Raw genomic sequence first — 15,975 nt, 5'->3', positions numbered from 1 at the left:
GGCACTGGACTTGCGGGCGCTGCTCTTGGCGGCGCTCGTTGCCAGCCTTTGCTGGGCTGGTCCCGGCAGCGCGTGCGCTGAAGAGGCGTTCGTCACCAACCAGCTCAGCGACGATCTGATGGTCGTGGACCTCGCGACCTCGCGTAGCGTGGCAACCATCGCCATCGGCGGCAAGCCGGCGGGGGTGGCCGTCAGCGCCGACGGACGCTTTGCCTATGTGACGAGCCCCGACGCCAAGGCGGTGACGGTCGTCGACGCCACCACGCGGCAGGTTGCCGGACGCATCGAGGTCGGTGGCGGGCCGCTCGGCATTGCGGTGGCGCCCGACGGCAAGTCGGTCTATGTCGCCGACTGGTATGCCGCCGCGGTGCGGGTGATCGACACGGCCTCGCGCAGCGTCACCGCCAGCATCGCGGTCGGCGCTTCGCCCTCGGGGCTGGCGGTGACGCCGGACGGCAAGCTGCTGCTCTCGGCGGACCGTGACGACGACAGCGTCTCGGTGGTGGACACCACGGCGCGTCAGCGCAAGGCGACGATCAAGGTCGGCACCCGTCCGTTCGGCGTCACCATCGACGCGGACGGCAAGCGCGCCTACACCGCCAATGTCGGCTCCGACGACGTATCCGTGATCGACATCGCGGAGATGCGCGAGATCGGGCGCGTGCCGGTCGGGATGCGGCCCTACGCGGTGGCGCTGACGCTGGGGCGTGGCTTCGTCAGTGATCAATATGGCGGCACCGTCAGCGTGTTCGACCTGGCGAGCCTGAAGCCGATCAAGCGGATCAATGTCGGCGACTATCCCGAAGGCATCAATGCAACCGCCGACGGCAAGCGCGTCATCGTCGCCTGCTGGGAGAGCAACACGCTCAGCATCATCGACGCGACTGAGCTGAAGGTGATCGGCGAGATCAAGACCGGAGACGGCCCGCGCGCGTTCGGGGCGTTTTTGCGGAAGACGGAGTAGGGCGTGTAGGGCGGATTAGCGAAGCGTAATCCGCCATCTAGCATCGACGATCGATCGGCGGATTACGCTCCGCTAATCCGCCCTACGGCACCGGGGCACAGCGTCAACACAATCTCATCCATCCGCTCGAACACGTGATCCGGCCCCAGCGCCCGCAACGCCGCCGGCGCCGCGTAACCCCAGCATACCGCGCCGCAGGCGATGCCAACGGCGCGGGCCGCGTCGACGTCGCGCACCTCGTCGCCGATCGCAATCACGTTGCCTGGCTGGACGCCCGCGCGCCGCACGACCCGGCGGAATTTCGCGGGCTTGCCGAACAGCGACGCTGCACAGTCGAAATGCGAAAACAGCGCGGCGGCATCCCCAAGCTTCTCGCGCGCATTGGCCTCGCTGTCGGAGGTCACCAGCGCCAGCTGCACGCCATTCTCGCTAAGCGTCCGCAGCATCGTCTCGACGCCCGCAAACAGCGGAATCTCGGCTGCCGCCTCCGCCTTCAGCCGCCGCGCATGCCGCGCGATCGCCGGCAGCTTCCACAAGGGTACCTCGAGCCGGGTGAGGATCTCCCGGCTCGATGCATGCCTGAGCTCTTCGATCTCCCCATCCGAGACACGACGAAAATTGAAGCGATCGGCGACATCGTTGATGGTGCGCAGGAACCACGGGAAGCTGTCGGCCAGCGTGCCGTCGAGGTCGAAGATGGCGAGGGCGTAGGGCATGGAGGAGACGGAAGAGCCAAGCGGACCTGCGCATCCCGTTCAGCCGGGGACGCGCTGACCAATGCGACGAGAGATGCTATATTTTGATCCAGAGGTGCCAGATGACGGAGCTACTGGCAAGGATTACGGTCGATCCCCAGCGTATGCATGGGCGCCCTTGTATTCGCGATCTCCGCATCACGGTCGCCGACGTCTTGGGACTGTTGTCCGCGGGACAGTCGCGTGAGAGCATTTTAGAAGACTATCCATATCTAGAAGAGGCCGACATCGACGCGGCGCTCGCCTATGCCGCCCGTCAGGTCGATCACCCGATCAGAGCGGCCAAATAGTTTGCGCTTCCTAATCGATGCTCAGCTTCCACCAGCACTCGCGGAAGCCATGCGTCGCGTTGGATGCGATCGTCTCCAAGATCGATTCCGGCGGCATGCATGCCAAGGGCTTCACGTTTTTCGCGCAGACAATGGCGTGTGGCTGACCGACCATGTGCCGCCGGAGTTTTTGGCGTGGCTTACGTCCGGGATGTCCAGACGGTCTCTTCGGTCCAGCCGAACTTGGCGAACTCGGCAGCCCGGAGTGGCGCTTCGCCTTCCGCAAAGAACTCGTCGAGTTGCGGCGGCGCGACGGTTGTCTCGGACAGCATCGCATGCGCCTGTCCCCGATGATGGATCTGGTGCTGGAAGAGATGCATGAGCAGCCGGTCGCACCGCTCGGTCTGCACGCGTGTATCGCGGTTGATCTTCACGACCTCATCGAGCCCCGCGGGCGTCAGTGCATCGCAGATGGCGATCAGGCGCTTGTCCATCGCGGCTTGCGCGGATTTCAGCGCAGTGAGGGCAGGAAACGGAACTTCGTTCTCCCAGGCTCGTGGTCCGAGCCGGCCACCCTCGAGCGCGTCGATGTAGAAGAGATCGATGACGTAGATGTGGTTCAGCGTGCGCTGCAGGCTTGGAAAGAAGCCGGTGCGGTGGGCTTCGAATTCCGGCTGGGACAGCGCGGCGCAGGCCGCGAGCAGCCGATGGTTCGCCCAGGCATTGTTGTAGGCGAAGGCGCGATAGGTTTGCACAAGTCCTGCGGACATGTCGGTTCTTCCCCGATCGTGCGTGGTTCGTCGGGCGGGATCACGATGCGTGGTCCAGCTCGTTGCGCAGGAAGAGCAGTGGCGGATTACGCTTCGCTAATCCGCCCTACGGCTTCGGTTCAGAGCAACTACTCCGCCGCCTCGCTCGTGGTCCTTCGCTTCGGCTTCCCCGCCTTCTTCAGCACCGGCGCCAGAAACTTGCCCGTATAGCTCCGCGGCGCCTTCGCGATATCCTCCGGCGGGCCCCAGGCGACGATCTCGCCGCCGCCGTCGCCGCCTTCGGGGCCGAGGTCGATGACCCAATCGGCGGTCTTGATGACTTCGAGATTGTGCTCGATGACGACGACCGTGTTGCCCTGCGCGACCAGCTCGTGCAGCACCTCCAGCAGCTTCTTGACGTCGTGGAAGTGCAGGCCGGTGGTCGGCTCGTCCAGGATGTACAGCGTGCGGCCGGTGGCGCGCTTGGACAGCTCCTTGGCCAGCTTGACGCGCTGGGCTTCGCCGCCCGAGAGCGTGGTGGCCTGCTGGCCGACATGGATGTAGTCGAGGCCGACGCGGTGCAGGGTCTGGAAGGTCTCGCGCACGCGCGGCACCGCCTTGAAGAAGTCGGCGGCTTCCTCGACGGTCATGTCGAGCACGTCGGCGATACTCTTGCCCTTGAACAGCACCTCCAGCGTCTCGCGGTTGTAGCGCTTGCCCTTGCAGACGTCGCAGGTGACGTAGACGTCGGGCAGGAAGTGCATCTCGATCTTGATGACGCCGTCGCCCTGGCAGGCCTCGCAGCGGCCGCCCTTGACGTTGAAGGAGAAGCGGCCGGGCTCGTAGCCGCGCGCCTTGGACTCGGGCAGGCCGGCGAACCATTCGCGAATCGGCGTGAAGGCGCCGGTATAGGTCGCCGGATTCGAGCGCGGGGTGCGGCCGATCGGCGACTGGTCGATATCGATGATCTTGTCGATATGCTCCAAGCCCTCGATGCGGTCGTGCGGGGCGGCGCCTTCGCTGGCGTTGTTCAGCTTGCGGGCGATCGACTTGTAGAGCGTGTCGATCAGCAGCGTCGACTTGCCGCCGCCGGAGACGCCGGTGACGGCCGTGAACAGGCCGAGCGGAATCTCGGCGGTGACGTTCTTGAGGTTATTGCCGCGCGCGTTGACCACCTTGATGGTGCGGCGATGGTTCGGCGGGCGCCGCTCCGGCACCTCGACCTCGAGCTCGCCGGTCAGGTACTTGCCGGTGAGCGATTTCGGATTGCGCATGATCTCGGCGGGCGTGCCTTCGGCGATGATGTTGCCGCCATGCATGCCGGCGCCGGGGCCGATGTCGAGGACGTGGTCGGCGAGGAGGATGGCGTCCTCGTCATGCTCGACCACGATCACGGTGTTGCCGAGGTCGCGCAGCCGCTTGAGGGTGTCGAGCAGGCGGGCGTTGTCGCGTTGGTGCAGGCCGATCGAGGGCTCGTCGAGCACGTAGAGCACGCCTGTCAGGCCAGAGCCGATCTGCGAGGCCAGGCGAATGCGCTGGCTCTCGCCGCCGGACAGCGTGCCGGAGGAGCGAGACAAGGTGAGGTAGTTGAGGCCGACGTCGAGCAGGAAGGTGAGGCGCTCGCGGATCTCCTTGAGGATGCGGCCGGCGATCTCGTTCTGCTGCGCGTTCAGCGCGTCGGGCACGGTCTCGAACCATTCGCCGGCCTTCCTGACCGACAGCTCCGAGATCTCGCCGATATGCTTGGTCCCGATCTTGACGCAGAGCGCCTCGGGCTTGAGGCGGAAACCCTTGCAGCCCTCGCATGGCACGTCGTGGAAATACTTCGCCAGCTCCTCGCGCGCCCACTCGCTTTCGGTTTCGCGATAGCGGCGGTTGATGTTGGTGATGACGCCCTCGAACGGCTTCTTGGTGTCGTAGGAACGTACCCCGTCCTCGTAGGAGAACTTGATCTCGTCCTCGCCGGAGCCATGAAGGATCGCGTTCTGCGTCTTCTTCGGCAGATCCTTCCACTTGGTGGTCAGCGTGAATTTGTAGTGCTTGCCGAGCGCGGTCAGCGTCTGCACGTAATAAGGCGAGGACGATTTCGCCCAGGGCGCGATCGCGCCCTTGCCGATCGCGAGCTCCTTGTCGGGGATCACGAGATCCTCGTCGACATGCTGCTCGACGCCGAGGCCGCCGCAGGCGGGGCAGGCGCCGTAGGGGTTGTTGAAGGAAAAGAGCCTGGGCTCGACCTCGGGAATGGTGAAGCCGGAGACCGGGCAGGCGAACTTTTCCGAGAACAGCATGCGCTCGGGACCGCTCTTGTCGTGGATCTTCGCGGTCTTCTTTTTCTCTTTCTCTTCGGCGGGTGCCGCCGCCGGCGCGTCGGCGAACTCGACGACGGCCAGGCCCTCGGCGAGCTTCAGCGCGGTCTCAAAGCTCTCGGCGAGACGCTGGCCGATGTCGGCGCGCACCACGATGCGATCGACGACGACGTCGATGTCATGCGGGAATTTCTTGTCGAGCGTCGGCGCTTCCGCCAGCTCATGAAAGGTGCCGTCGATCTTGACGCGCTGAAAGCCCTTCTTGAGCCATTCGGCGAGCTCCTTGCGGTACTCGCCCTTGCGGCCGCGCACGACCGGCGCGAGCAGATAGAGACGGGTGCCCTCGGGCAGCGCCAGCACGCGGTCGACCATCTGCGAGACGGTCTGGCTCTCGATCGGAAGGCCCGTGGCCGGCGAATAGGGCACGCCGACGCGCGCCCAGAGCAGGCGCATGTAGTCGTAGATCTCGGTGACGGTGCCGACGGTGGAGCGAGGGTTCTTCGAGGTCGTCTTCTGCTCGATCGAGATCGCCGGCGACAGGCCGTCGATCTGGTCGACGTCAGGCTTCTGCATCATCTCCAGGAACTGACGCGCGTAGGCCGACAACGATTCGACGTAGCGGCGCTGGCCCTCGGCGTAGATCGTGTCGAAGGCGAGCGAGGATTTTCCGGAGCCTGACAGGCCGGTGAACACCACCAGCTTGTCGCGGGGAATCTCGACATCGATGTTCTTGAGGTTGTGCTCGCGCGCGCCACGGATCGTAATTGCGCGCAGGCTGGAGCCCGCGTTCTGCTGGTGGCGCTTCGCCTTAATCACTTCATCCATCCGAGTTGCCCTCAAGGAGCCCAAAGGCTCGCGATCGCGCCAACGTCAAGGCGCGCTTCGCCCGGAACCGGGATCGGCGCCGATGGGGTTGGCAGCGAACGTAGGAAGAACGCGGGCGGATTTCCAGAGGGAGTTGCGAATCGTCAACGGAATGTTGGCGCGCTGGCGGCATCTGGCAGGAGCGGGGCGGGCGGAACCTCGCGGGACGTGTCCGCCCAAACAAAAAGGCCGGCGCAAGGCCGGCCTTTCGTGACGATGTGACGTCGGTAGATCGGGACTTCCGATCAATACCGGGCGACCACCGGGCCGCCAAAGGTGTAGTTGAGGCGGACGGTGCCCATGTCGACGTCCTGCTTGATACGGTCGATGCGGTCGTTGACACCGAGAATCGTGAACGAGTTGTTGCGGCGGCCCATGAACAGATGGTCGTACTCGATCGCGACGGACCAGTTCGGGGCGAAACCGAATTCCACGCCGGTGCCGACCGCGCCGCCCCAGCGCGTTTCGCTGGCGCTATCGAGGACGACGCCGCCCAGCAGACCGTTATATTTGGCGTGCGTGACGGCCGCGCCGCCCTTCACATACCAGAGCACGTTGTTCCAGGCGTAGCCGATCTGGCCGGTGAACAGGCCCAGCGCATCGATCTTGGTCTGGTTGACCAGCGCGGGCGGCCCAAGCACCAAGCTCGTATTGGAGCCCTTCAGGTTGGCCCAGTCGCCCTGAGCTTCGAGACCAAACACCCAGTTGGCCGACTGCCAGCGATAACCGACCTGGCCACCGACGACGCCGCCGGTTGCATTGTGACAGCCTTCGGGCGTGTCTGGTCCTGCAATGCCGAAGATATTGTTGACATCCCAGCAATTGCGGCTCGAGGCGCCACCGCCGTTGATGCCGATGTAGAAACCGCTCCAATTATACATTGCGATCGGCGCGACCGGAGCCTTGGTGTAGGGGCGGGCCGCCAAATCGGCCGCCGAGGCCGGTGCCAGCGCGCTGAGTACGAACAAACCGGCCGAAGCCAGCAAAATCTTCTTCATATCGATTCCCCAGTTCCGTTTCTCGTTTTTGCCTTCCAAAAAGCGGAAGAGCAGCGGACCTATGCCCGACCAATGCCATTGTTTTATACCATTGAAGCCAAAGGTTGTGTCACCCGGGCGCCACATCTCTCCAAAAACGCTGGCCAGCAAGCGGGTTGTCGCGGACAAACAAAAAGGCCGGCGCGAGGCCGGCCTTTCGTAACGCGAAGCGTTGGAGCGTTGACTTAGTACTTGGCGACCACCGGGGCGCCGAAGTGATAGTTCACGCCGACCTGCACGGTGTGGAGGTTGAGGGTGCCGGTGTTAACCGGAGCGCCGATGCCCGAGAAATAGGTCTCGCCGCCCAGGCTGCGATAGAGGTACTCGCCCTTGACCGACCACTGCGGAGCGAAGAAGGCCTCGATGCCAGCGCCGACGGTCCAACCCGAATGCCACTTGGACTCGGAGAAGGTCAGGCCAGGCGTGCCGGCGGTGATCTTGTTGTCGATCCAGGCGTAACCACCTGTGCCGTAGAACAGGACGTTGTTGACGGCCCAGCCGAGACGGCCGCGCACGGTGCCGAGCGCGTCGATGCGCGAGGTCACCGTAAACGGGACGATGGCGCCGCCAACGAGAACCGGAGTGGACGCCGAGGCGCTGACGTCGGCCCACGAGCCATCAGCCTCGATGCCGAACACGACGTTGCCGGTCTGCCAGTTGTAGCCGCCGGTGCCGCCGACGAAGCCGCCCTTCATCCGGGGGTCGCCGGAACCGCTTTCCCAGGCGCCGCCACCGACGACACCGAGATAGAAACCGGTCCAGTTGTAGACCGAAGCCATCGGAGCGATCGGAGCCTTGGTGTAGGGGCGGGCCGCGAGGTCAGCAGCCGAAGCGGGGGCCGCCAGAGCGAACAAACAGGCCGAAGCCAACAAAACCTTCTTCATTTTCAACTTAATCCCAGTCCCAGTTTCTGTTGTTGCCTTCCGCGGGCGGAAGGGCAGCGGACTCTGTGTCCAACTGACGCCGTACTTACACCACCAAAGCCGCAAGTTGTGTCTCCAAAAAGCCACAGGGTACCCAAAACGTAAGCGTGACTGACTCATCCGGCTTGCGGTCAAACGAAAAAGGCCGGCGCGAGGCCGGCCTTAGACTTCAATGATGTCAGAGGGATATCAGTACCTGGTGGTGCCCAGCCCGCCCCAGTTGAAGTGATAGTTCACGCCTGCCTTGACGGTGTGAACGGTATCGGTCCACTCGGAGCGGTTGGTGGGCACTGCGGAGTACTGGATCGTGCTGCTGCCGAAGTCGATGTAGTTGTATTCGACCTTGGCCGACCAGTTCGGAGCGAACATGTATTCCGCGCCGGCGCCGACGGTCCAACCCCAGCGGGTGTTGTTCTGGATGAAGACGTTTCCGGGGATGCCATCATAACGGTGCTGAATGTCGCCGACCGCAGCGCCACCGCTGACGAACAAGAGAGCGGGGCCGGTCGAGTAGCCGAGACGGCCCTTGATGTCGCCGAAGCCGCGGATTCTCGTGAAATAGGTGTCGCCGAGGCCGGCATTGATTTCGGCCGAACGACCGTTGATGTCAGCCCAATGATAGTCGCCCTCGATGCCGAACACCCAGTTGGCCGCCTGCCAGTTGTAGCCGAACACCCCACCGACAAAGCCGCCGGTGGTGTCGTAGTTCTGACTTCCAGCAAATATCGCCGTATTCGGAGCGCCAAAGAAGGTTTCGTCGCTGCGGCCCCAGGCACCGCCGCCCTGCACACCGACGTAGAAGCCGGTCCAGGTATAGATCGGAGCGGGCGGCGCGACCGGCGCCTTGGTATAGGGACGGGCTGCGAGGTCCGCAGCACCGGCCGGAGCCGAGACGGTCAGCGCAACCGCGCCGACGAAGCCGATCAGGATCTTCTTCATTGTAATCTCCCCAGTCGTGTCCGCCTCTCTGAGTTCCCCAAGGCGGACTATCAGGCGCGAGGCCCATTGCATCAATTCCAGGCACGACGATAGCTCGATTCTGCGGCAGAGTCCGTGCCCGGAGCGCAACAGTTGGGTGTAATCGACTTGGTCCTAACTTAATGAATGTTAAGTGGTATTTGGCATTTGTGGGAACTCGGTCTGGTTCCATCCCAATTGCCATCGCGGCGCCATTTAGATGCCATTCCGTCTCCACATTTGGCGATTGATTCCGTAGGAACAAATCTGGAACAAATTTCCGGTCGGTGCTATATAGTGGGGATAACCCTGGGGTGACGGGCTGAGCGGCGCCTGCAAGTGTATAGGGTCGCCTCAACAGGCGCAGAGGAACGCGGGTAGTGCGCTCGGCCTTTTGAATTCAGTGGCATTCGGAGTGGAGAGCGGCGATGGCGGGAAGCGTCAATAAGGTCATTCTGGTTGGAAATCTCGGCAAGGATCCTGAAATCCGCCGCACCCAGGACGGGCGGCCGATTGCGAATCTGAGCATCGCCACCTCGGAGACCTGGCGCGACAAGAACTCCGGCGAGCGCAAGGAGAAGACCGAGTGGCACCGCGTCGTGATCTTCAATGAGGGTCTCTGCAAGGTCGCCGAACAGTACCTGAAGAAGGGCGCCAAGGTTTACATCGAGGGCGCGCTCCAGACCCGCAAATGGACCGATCAGAGCGGCGTCGAGAAGTACTCGACAGAGGTGGTGCTCCAGGGCTTCAACTCGACTCTCACGATGCTCGACGGCCGCGGCGGCGGCGGTGGAGGCGGCAGCTTCGGCGATGAGCCGGGCGGCGATTTCGGCTCCTCCGGACCCGTCAGCAGCGCACCGCGCCGTCCCGTTGCCGCCGGCGGCGGTGGCCGCAACAGCGACATGGACGACGATATCCCGTTCTGAGGGCGATCGGACGATCAGGGCGCTGGCCGATTGAGCCGCGCCTTCCACGTCGTGTCAGCAAACTTTACTAATCGACAGGAAGGGCTCGGGATTTCCGGGCCCGCTTCATATTTGAGTTGAAGTCGGACGGCGCCAGCGCAAAACAGGCCGATGACATGCGCTCGCCGCGCGATCGACGAGGGTGTCAGCGGCGATTTCGGAAGGCCTGTTCCAGGGCTGTCCGAGACGCTCCCCGCAACGCCGTAAGCTATTGGAAAAATAGACGGAAAAAGCGCTTCCCTGGAGCCTGCAAGGGTGGTTATCAGGGGCTCGATGCGCTATATGATTCCCAGATAAAACCTCACCGGATTTCCCCTTGGCTGACGACGACGACAAGCCCGGCGACCAGCCGGCGCAACCCTCGGATATTCGCCCCGTCTCCATCTTCGAGGAGATGAAGAAGTCCTATCTCGACTACGCCATGAGCGTGATCGTGGCGCGGGCGCTGCCTGATGCCCGCGACGGTCTGAAGCCGGTGCACCGCCGCATCCTGTTCTCGATGAACGAGCAGGGGCACACGCCAGACAAGAAGTACGTCAAGTCCGCCCGCGTGGTCGGTGACGTCATCGGTAAGTATCATCCGCATGGCGACCAGTCGATCTACGACGCCATGGTCCGGATGGCGCAAGACTTCTCCATGCGCGTGCCGCTGATCGACGGCCAGGGCAATTTCGGCTCGGTCGACGGCGATCCCCCGGCCGCCTATCGTTACACCGAAGCCCGCCTGACAAAGGCGGCGCTGGCGCTGCTGGCCGACATCGACAAGGACACCGTCGACTTCCAGCCGAACTACGACAACAACGAGACCGAACCATCGGTCTTGCCGGCCAAGTTCCCGAACCTTCTCGTCAACGGTGCGGGCGGCATCGCGGTCGGCATGGCGACCAACATCCCGCCGCACAATCTCGGCGAGGTCATCGACGCCTGCGTCGCGCTGATCGACAACCCCGCGCTCACCATCGACGAGCTCATCAACATCGTGCCGGGACCGGATTTCCCGACCGGCGGCGTCATCCTGGGACGGCAGGGTATCCGCTCGGCCTACCACCTCGGCCGCGGCTCGATCGTGATGCGCGGCAAGGTCGCGATCGAGACCATCCGCAAGGAGCGCGAGGCGATCATCGTCACCGAGATTCCCTACCAGGTGAACAAGGCGACGATGGTCGAGCGCATCGCCGAGCTGGTCAAGGAAAAGAAGATCGAGGGCATCGGCGACCTGCGCGATGAATCCGATCGCGATGGCTACCGCGTCGTCATCGAGTTGAAGCGCGACGCCGTGCCGGATGTGGTGCTGAACCAGCTGTACAGATTCACGCCGCTGCAGACCAGCTTCGGCGTCAACATGGTGGCGCTCGACAGCGGCCGTCCGCGGATCATGCATCTGAAGGACCTGCTGGCCATCTTCGTCGACTTCGGCGAGCGGGTCGTCACGCGGCGCACCAAGTACCTGTTGGCCAAGGCGCGCGATCGCGCGCACATCCTCGTCGGTCTCGCGATCGCGGTCGCCAATATCGACGAGATGATCCGCGTGATCCGGACCTCGCCCGACCCGACCACCGCCCGCGACAGCCTGATGTCGCGCGACTGGCCCGCACGGGACGTCGAGGACATGCTAACGCTGATCGACGATCCGCGCCATCGCATCAGCGCCGACGGAACGATCCGGCTGTCGATGGAGCAGGCGAGGGCCATCCTCGACCTGCGCCTGCAACGCCTCACCGCACTCGGCCGCGACGAGATCCGCGAGGAGCTCGACAAGCTCGCGGGCGAAATCGCCGATTATCTCGACATCCTGCGCTCGCGCGACCGCGTGCTGGGCATCATCAAGACCGAGCTCGCCGAGGTGAAGGCCGAGTTCGCCACGCCGCGGCGCACCGTCATCATCGAGCAGGAAGGCGAGGTCGAGGACGAGGACCTGATTCAGCGCGAGGACATGGTCGTCACCGTGTCCCACGCCGGCTACGTCAAGCGCGTGCCACTGTCGGCCTATCGGGCGCAGCGCCGCGGCGGCAAGGGCCGTGCCGGCATGCAGACCCGCGACGAGGATTTCGTTTCGCGCCTGTTCGTGGCTTCCACGCATACGCCGGTGCTGTTCTTCTCCTCGCGCGGCCAGGTCTACAAGGAAAAGGTCTGGCGCCTGCCGATGGCCGCGCCGAACGCGCGCGGCAAGGCGCTGATCAACATCCTGCCGCTGGAGCAGGGCGAGCGCATCACCACCATCATGCCGCTGCCGGAGGACGAATCGACCTGGGGCAACCTCGACGTGATGTTCGCCACCACGGGCGGCAACGTCCGGCGCAACAAGCTGTCGGACTTCGTCGACGTCCGCCGCTCCGGCATCATCGCGATGAAGCTCGACGACGGCGAGGCGATTGTCGACGTGCAGATCTGCACGGAGCGCGACGACGTGCTGCTGACCGCCGCCGGCGGTCAGTGCATCCGCTTCCCGGTCCCCGACGTGCGCGTGTTCACCGGGCGCACCTCGATGGGCGTGCGCGGTATCGCCCTTGGCGAGGGCGACAAGGTGATTTCGCTGGCGATCCTGCGCCATGTCGAGACCACCTCGGACGAGCGTTCGGCGTACTTGAAGATGCGCCGCGCGGTCGCAGGCGAGGCCGCGGCCGAAGACACGGCCGTGGACGGCGAGGCCGAGGAGACCTCCGGCAGCTTCCAGCTGGCGCAGGAGCGTTACGCCGAGATGTCGGCGCAGGAGCAGGTCGTGCTCACCGTCTCCGTCAACGGCTATGGCAAGCGGACCTTGTCCTACGAGTACCGCACCACGGGTCGCGGCGGCAAAGGCATCGTCGCGATGAGCGTCAACAACCGCAACGGCAATCTCGTGGCGTCCTTCCCGGTTGAGGAGGCGGATCAGATCATGCTGGTCACCGACAAGGGCCAGCTGATCCGCTGCCCGGTCGAGGGCATCCGCATCGCCGGAAGATCGACGCAAGGCGTGATCGTGTTCGACACCGCCGAGGACGAGCATGTGGTGTCGGTCGAGCACATCACGGAAGAGGCGGAGAGCGGGAACGGAGCGAATGGGGAGTAAGGGTAGCCGCTCGTAGCCCGGATGGAGCCGCTGCCCGTAAAAGAGTCCCGGATTGCGCTTCGCTCCATCCGGGCTACGCACTCCCGCTAGATCTCCAGCTCCGTGCCGAACTCCACCACCTGCCGGGTCGGCACGCCGAAGAACGCGGCCGAGCGTTCGGCGTTGCGCTGGAGGAAGGCGAACACGCCTTCGCGCCAGACCCACATGCCCGGAATGTTCTCGCTGGGGATGATGGTCTCGCGTCCCACGTAATAGGTGATGTCGGAGAGATCGACGCCGGGCAACTTGCTCTGGCGGCAGACGAGCTTCAGTCCCTCATAGATCGTCGGGTTCTGCATGAAGCCGTAATGCAGGATCACGCGGGTGATGCCGGGAATGATCTCGATCATCTCGGCGCGTTCCTCGTCGGCGATGTGCGGGGATTCCTCGATCAGCACGCTGACCAGCAGCACGCGTTCGTGCAGCACCCGGTTATGCTTGACGAACTGGGTGAGCGCGAGCGGCACGCCGCGCGGTGCGGATGCCAGGAATACGGCGGTCCCGGGCAGCCTTGCGTGGCACTTGTTGACCGCGGTCTCGATCAGGTCCTCCTCCGGCTGGCGCAGCTTCGCGCGCGCGACCTCGACCAGCTTGACGCCGGAGCGCCAGGTCAGCATCAGGAAGGCGACGAGGCCGGCGAGCAGCAGCGGAAACCAGCCGCCCTCGAACAGCTTGACCGAGTTGGCCGAGAAGAAGATCACGTCGATGACGAAGAAGGCCCCATTCACGGCCACCACCAGCCAGGGCGAATAGCCCCACTGGATCGCGACCAGCGCGGCGAGCAGCGTCGTGATCGCCATCAGCAGCGACACCGCGATGCCATAGGCGCCGGCAAGCGCGTCCGACGTGCCGAAACTCAGGACCGCCCCCAGCGTGGCGGCGGCGAGCAGCCAGTTCACCAGGGGCACGTAGATCTGCCCGATTGCATTGCTCGTGTGGCGGATCTGCATGCGCGGCAGGAAGCCGAGCTGGATCGACTGCTGGGTCAGCGAGAACACGCCGGAGATGATCGCCTGCGAAGCGATCACGGTGGCGACCGCCGAGAACGCGACGAGCGGATAGTGCAGGGCGTCGGGGCAGAGCTGGAAGAACGGATTCTCGATCATGGCGGGATCGGTGATCAGCAGCGCGGCCTGGCCGAAATAGTTCAGCACCAGCGCCGGCAGACAGATAGCAAACCAGGCGAGGCGGATCGGGAAGCGACCGAAATGCCCCATGTCGGCATACATGGCCTCGCCGCCGGTCACCGCGAGAAAGGCCGCGCCGAGAATTCCGAATGAGATGTGAAAATCCTGGTGGATCAGGAATTCGAAGGCATAGAGCGGGCTGAGCGCCGCCAGTACGGCCGGCGCCTTGACGATGCCGTGGATGCCGAGCGCGGCGAGCACGACGAACCAGGCCAGCATCACCGGTCCGAAGATGCGGCCAATGAAGCCGGTGCCCTGCTTCTGCATCATGAACAGGCCGATCAGGATGGCGACGGTCACGGGCACCACGACGGGCGCGAGTGAGGGGGCATCGACCTTGAGGCCCTCGATGGCGCTGAGCACGGAGATTGCCGGCGTGATCGCGCCATCGCCATAGAGCAGGGCGGCGCCGACGAGGCCGACCACCAGGAGATGGGCGCGCCATGTGCCGGGCTGGGCATGGCGGGCGTGGAGCAGGGCGAGCAGCGCGACGATGCCGCCTTCGCCGCGATTGTCCGCGCGCAGGATCAACAGCGCATATTTCAGCGAGATGATCAGCAGCAGGGCCCAGAGGATCAGCGAGACCACCCCCAGGACGGCTTCGGGCGCGATCGTCGCGCCGTGGGCGGCCGCCTTAGCGGCTTCCTTCAGGGCGTAGAGGGGGCTGGTGCCGATATCGCCGTAGACGACGCCGAGGGCGCCCATGGTCATGGCAAGCGGCAGCGGATCTGGGTGGTGGCCGGAAGCGACTGCGGGCGTACTGGACAAGGGCGGCCCCCCAATGGGATCGCGCCCAACGGGCCATTCCGCTGGGCGCGATCATCGCCCAGTCTGCGATGAGACGTCGCAAAACTCCATCGGGATTATATGACGCGAAGCTGACAGACCCGACTACGGCATCCGGTTAGCGGTCACGAGGCGCGCCTCGCGGACATTCGCCTTGGTGCCAGCCTTGCGCAGGCACGAGGCCTCGAAATTCGGCCAGGCCTGCTGCGAGCAGTCTTTCCCGATGGCGCGGATATCGAGCCGGTCACTCTTGGCCAGCGGCTGCGGCACGCTGGCTTCGACGGTCGGGGCAAAGCCGGGCAGGAGGGTGAGGGCTGCGGCAACAGACGCAGAGAGTGCGATCGCTGAAAGAGCCTTGATCATTGACAGTCCCCTGTGATGCGGCCGCCTACGCCCAGTGTGCGGCCCGTCTTTTCGTTGGCCGGATTAGTAACCATGGCCAGTTTCCAGACGTCTTCGCGGACGCCGGAAATGGTTTCGTTCGCGCTCCGTTTTGTTTCGTGGCTGTCCCGAGGACGAAACAAACCGGCCACTGCCGACACGGCCGGCGACGATTTCGCCTGAAACGGCCAGGGAACCGGTCCGGCTTGCCGGGCCGGCCCGGGCGCGGTAGGAGGGAGCCATGCCGCGTATCGCCTTCTATCCCGGTTCCTTCGACCCCATCACCAACGGCCATCTGGACGTGGTCCGACATAGCGTGTCGCTGTGCGACCGGCTCGTGGTCGCGGTCGGGGTCCACCCCGGCAAGAAGCCGCTGTTCTCGACCGAGGAGCGGCTGAAGATGCTCGATGATGTCTGCGGGCCGGTGGCGGCGCAGGCCGGCTGCGTCCTCGAAGCGGTGACGTTCGACGACCTGTCAGTGACCGCGGCGCGCAAGCACGGTGCAACCATCATGATTCGGGGCCTGCGCGACGGCAGCGACCTCGATTACGAGATGCAGCTCGCCGGCATGAACGAGGCGATGGCGCCCGAGGTGCATACGGTCTTCCTGCCGGCCTCTCCCATGGTTCGCCCGATCACCGCCACTTTAGTCCGCCAGATCGCCGGCATGGGCGGGGATGTCTCGGCCTTCGTCCCGCCGCAGGTTGCGGCACAGCTCAAGGCAAAATTCGCCGCATAGCGGCG

13 protein-coding genes are annotated in these 15,975 nt (G+C 64.5%); 5 read left to right on the top strand and 8 right to left on the bottom strand.

Translation table 11 applies throughout. The annotated features are described in order from the left end of the window. The first annotated feature begins 10 nt into the window (after positions 1-10). A complete protein-coding gene (locus tag IVB26_RS21860; RefSeq protein ID WP_247973241.1) occupies positions 11-964 on the top strand; it encodes a YVTN family beta-propeller repeat protein in 954 nt (317 codons plus the stop codon). Positions 965-1,026: 62 nt separating this feature from the next. Here the strand turns inward: IVB26_RS21860 and IVB26_RS21855 are convergent, their stop codons facing one another. Beyond that, on the bottom strand, positions 1,027-1,680 hold the full coding sequence (locus IVB26_RS21855) for an HAD family hydrolase (protein ID WP_247967363.1): 654 nt from the start codon (positions 1,678-1,680) through the stop codon (positions 1,027-1,029). A 101-nt stretch (positions 1,681-1,781) separates the two neighbouring features. Between IVB26_RS21855 and IVB26_RS21850 the strand changes: the two genes are divergently transcribed. Next, the gene (locus IVB26_RS21850; protein ID WP_247967362.1) at positions 1,782-2,009 is read left to right on the top strand and encodes a DUF433 domain-containing protein; all 228 of its coding nucleotides are present in this window, start codon (positions 1,782-1,784) and stop codon (positions 2,007-2,009) included. A gap of 179 nt (positions 2,010-2,188) precedes the next feature. Here IVB26_RS21850 and IVB26_RS21845 read toward each other — a convergent pair whose 3' ends face one another. From IVB26_RS21845 to IVB26_RS21825, 5 genes are all read right to left on the bottom strand, one after another. After that, entirely contained in the window at positions 2,189-2,758 is a 570-nt protein-coding gene (locus tag IVB26_RS21845; protein ID WP_247967361.1) for a DinB family protein, read from the bottom strand. Positions 2,759-2,886: 128 nt separating this feature from the next. Further along, positions 2,887-5,868, bottom strand: a complete 2,982-nt coding sequence (gene uvrA, locus IVB26_RS21840; protein WP_247967360.1) for an excinuclease ABC subunit UvrA — start codon at positions 5,866-5,868, stop codon at positions 2,887-2,889. 284 nt (positions 5,869-6,152) lie between these two features. Beyond that, positions 6,153-6,905: an outer membrane protein gene (locus IVB26_RS21835; RefSeq protein WP_247973240.1), complete on the bottom strand. Its 753-nt coding sequence runs from the start codon at positions 6,903-6,905 to the stop codon at positions 6,153-6,155. Between the two features lie 224 nt (positions 6,906-7,129). Further along, complete coding sequence (locus tag IVB26_RS21830; RefSeq protein ID WP_247967359.1) at positions 7,130-7,828, bottom strand: outer membrane protein; 699 nt, start codon at positions 7,826-7,828, stop codon at positions 7,130-7,132. Positions 7,829-8,056: 228 nt separating this feature from the next. Continuing rightward, positions 8,057-8,806: an outer membrane protein gene (locus IVB26_RS21825; RefSeq protein WP_247967358.1), complete on the bottom strand. Its 750-nt coding sequence runs from the start codon at positions 8,804-8,806 to the stop codon at positions 8,057-8,059. Between the two features lie 446 nt (positions 8,807-9,252). On the opposite strand from IVB26_RS21825, the gene IVB26_RS21820 reads away from it, so the two are divergent. Then, the gene (locus IVB26_RS21820; RefSeq protein ID WP_018317913.1) at positions 9,253-9,750 is read left to right on the top strand and encodes a single-stranded DNA-binding protein; all 498 of its coding nucleotides are present in this window, start codon (positions 9,253-9,255) and stop codon (positions 9,748-9,750) included. 355 nt (positions 9,751-10,105) lie between these two features. After that, positions 10,106-12,838, top strand: coding sequence for a DNA gyrase subunit A (gyrA, locus tag IVB26_RS21815; RefSeq protein WP_247967357.1), 2,733 nt, complete (start codon positions 10,106-10,108; stop codon positions 12,836-12,838). Positions 12,839-12,924: 86 nt separating this feature from the next. On the opposite strand, the gene IVB26_RS21810 is transcribed toward gyrA, so the two are convergent. Together IVB26_RS21810 and IVB26_RS21805 are read right to left on the bottom strand one after the other, a co-directional pair. Further along, a complete protein-coding gene (locus tag IVB26_RS21810; RefSeq protein ID WP_247973239.1) occupies positions 12,925-14,775 on the bottom strand; it encodes a potassium transporter Kup in 1,851 nt (616 codons plus the stop codon). Positions 14,776-14,955: 180 nt separating this feature from the next. After that, positions 14,956-15,213, bottom strand: a complete 258-nt coding sequence (locus tag IVB26_RS21805) for a hypothetical protein (RefSeq protein ID WP_247330204.1) — start codon at positions 15,211-15,213, stop codon at positions 14,956-14,958. A 259-nt stretch (positions 15,214-15,472) separates the two neighbouring features. Here IVB26_RS21805 and coaD point away from each other — a divergent pair, with 259 nt between their 5' ends. Beyond that, on the top strand, positions 15,473-15,970 hold the full coding sequence (gene coaD, locus IVB26_RS21800) for a pantetheine-phosphate adenylyltransferase (RefSeq protein ID WP_247967356.1): 498 nt from the start codon (positions 15,473-15,475) through the stop codon (positions 15,968-15,970). The last annotated feature ends 5 nt before the right edge of the window (positions 15,971-15,975 follow it).

This window comes from Bradyrhizobium sp. 195, from assembly GCF_023101665.1.
Lineage (GTDB): Bacteria > Pseudomonadota > Alphaproteobacteria > Rhizobiales > Xanthobacteraceae > Bradyrhizobium.
This window is presented reverse-complemented; position numbering and strand designations above follow the sequence as displayed.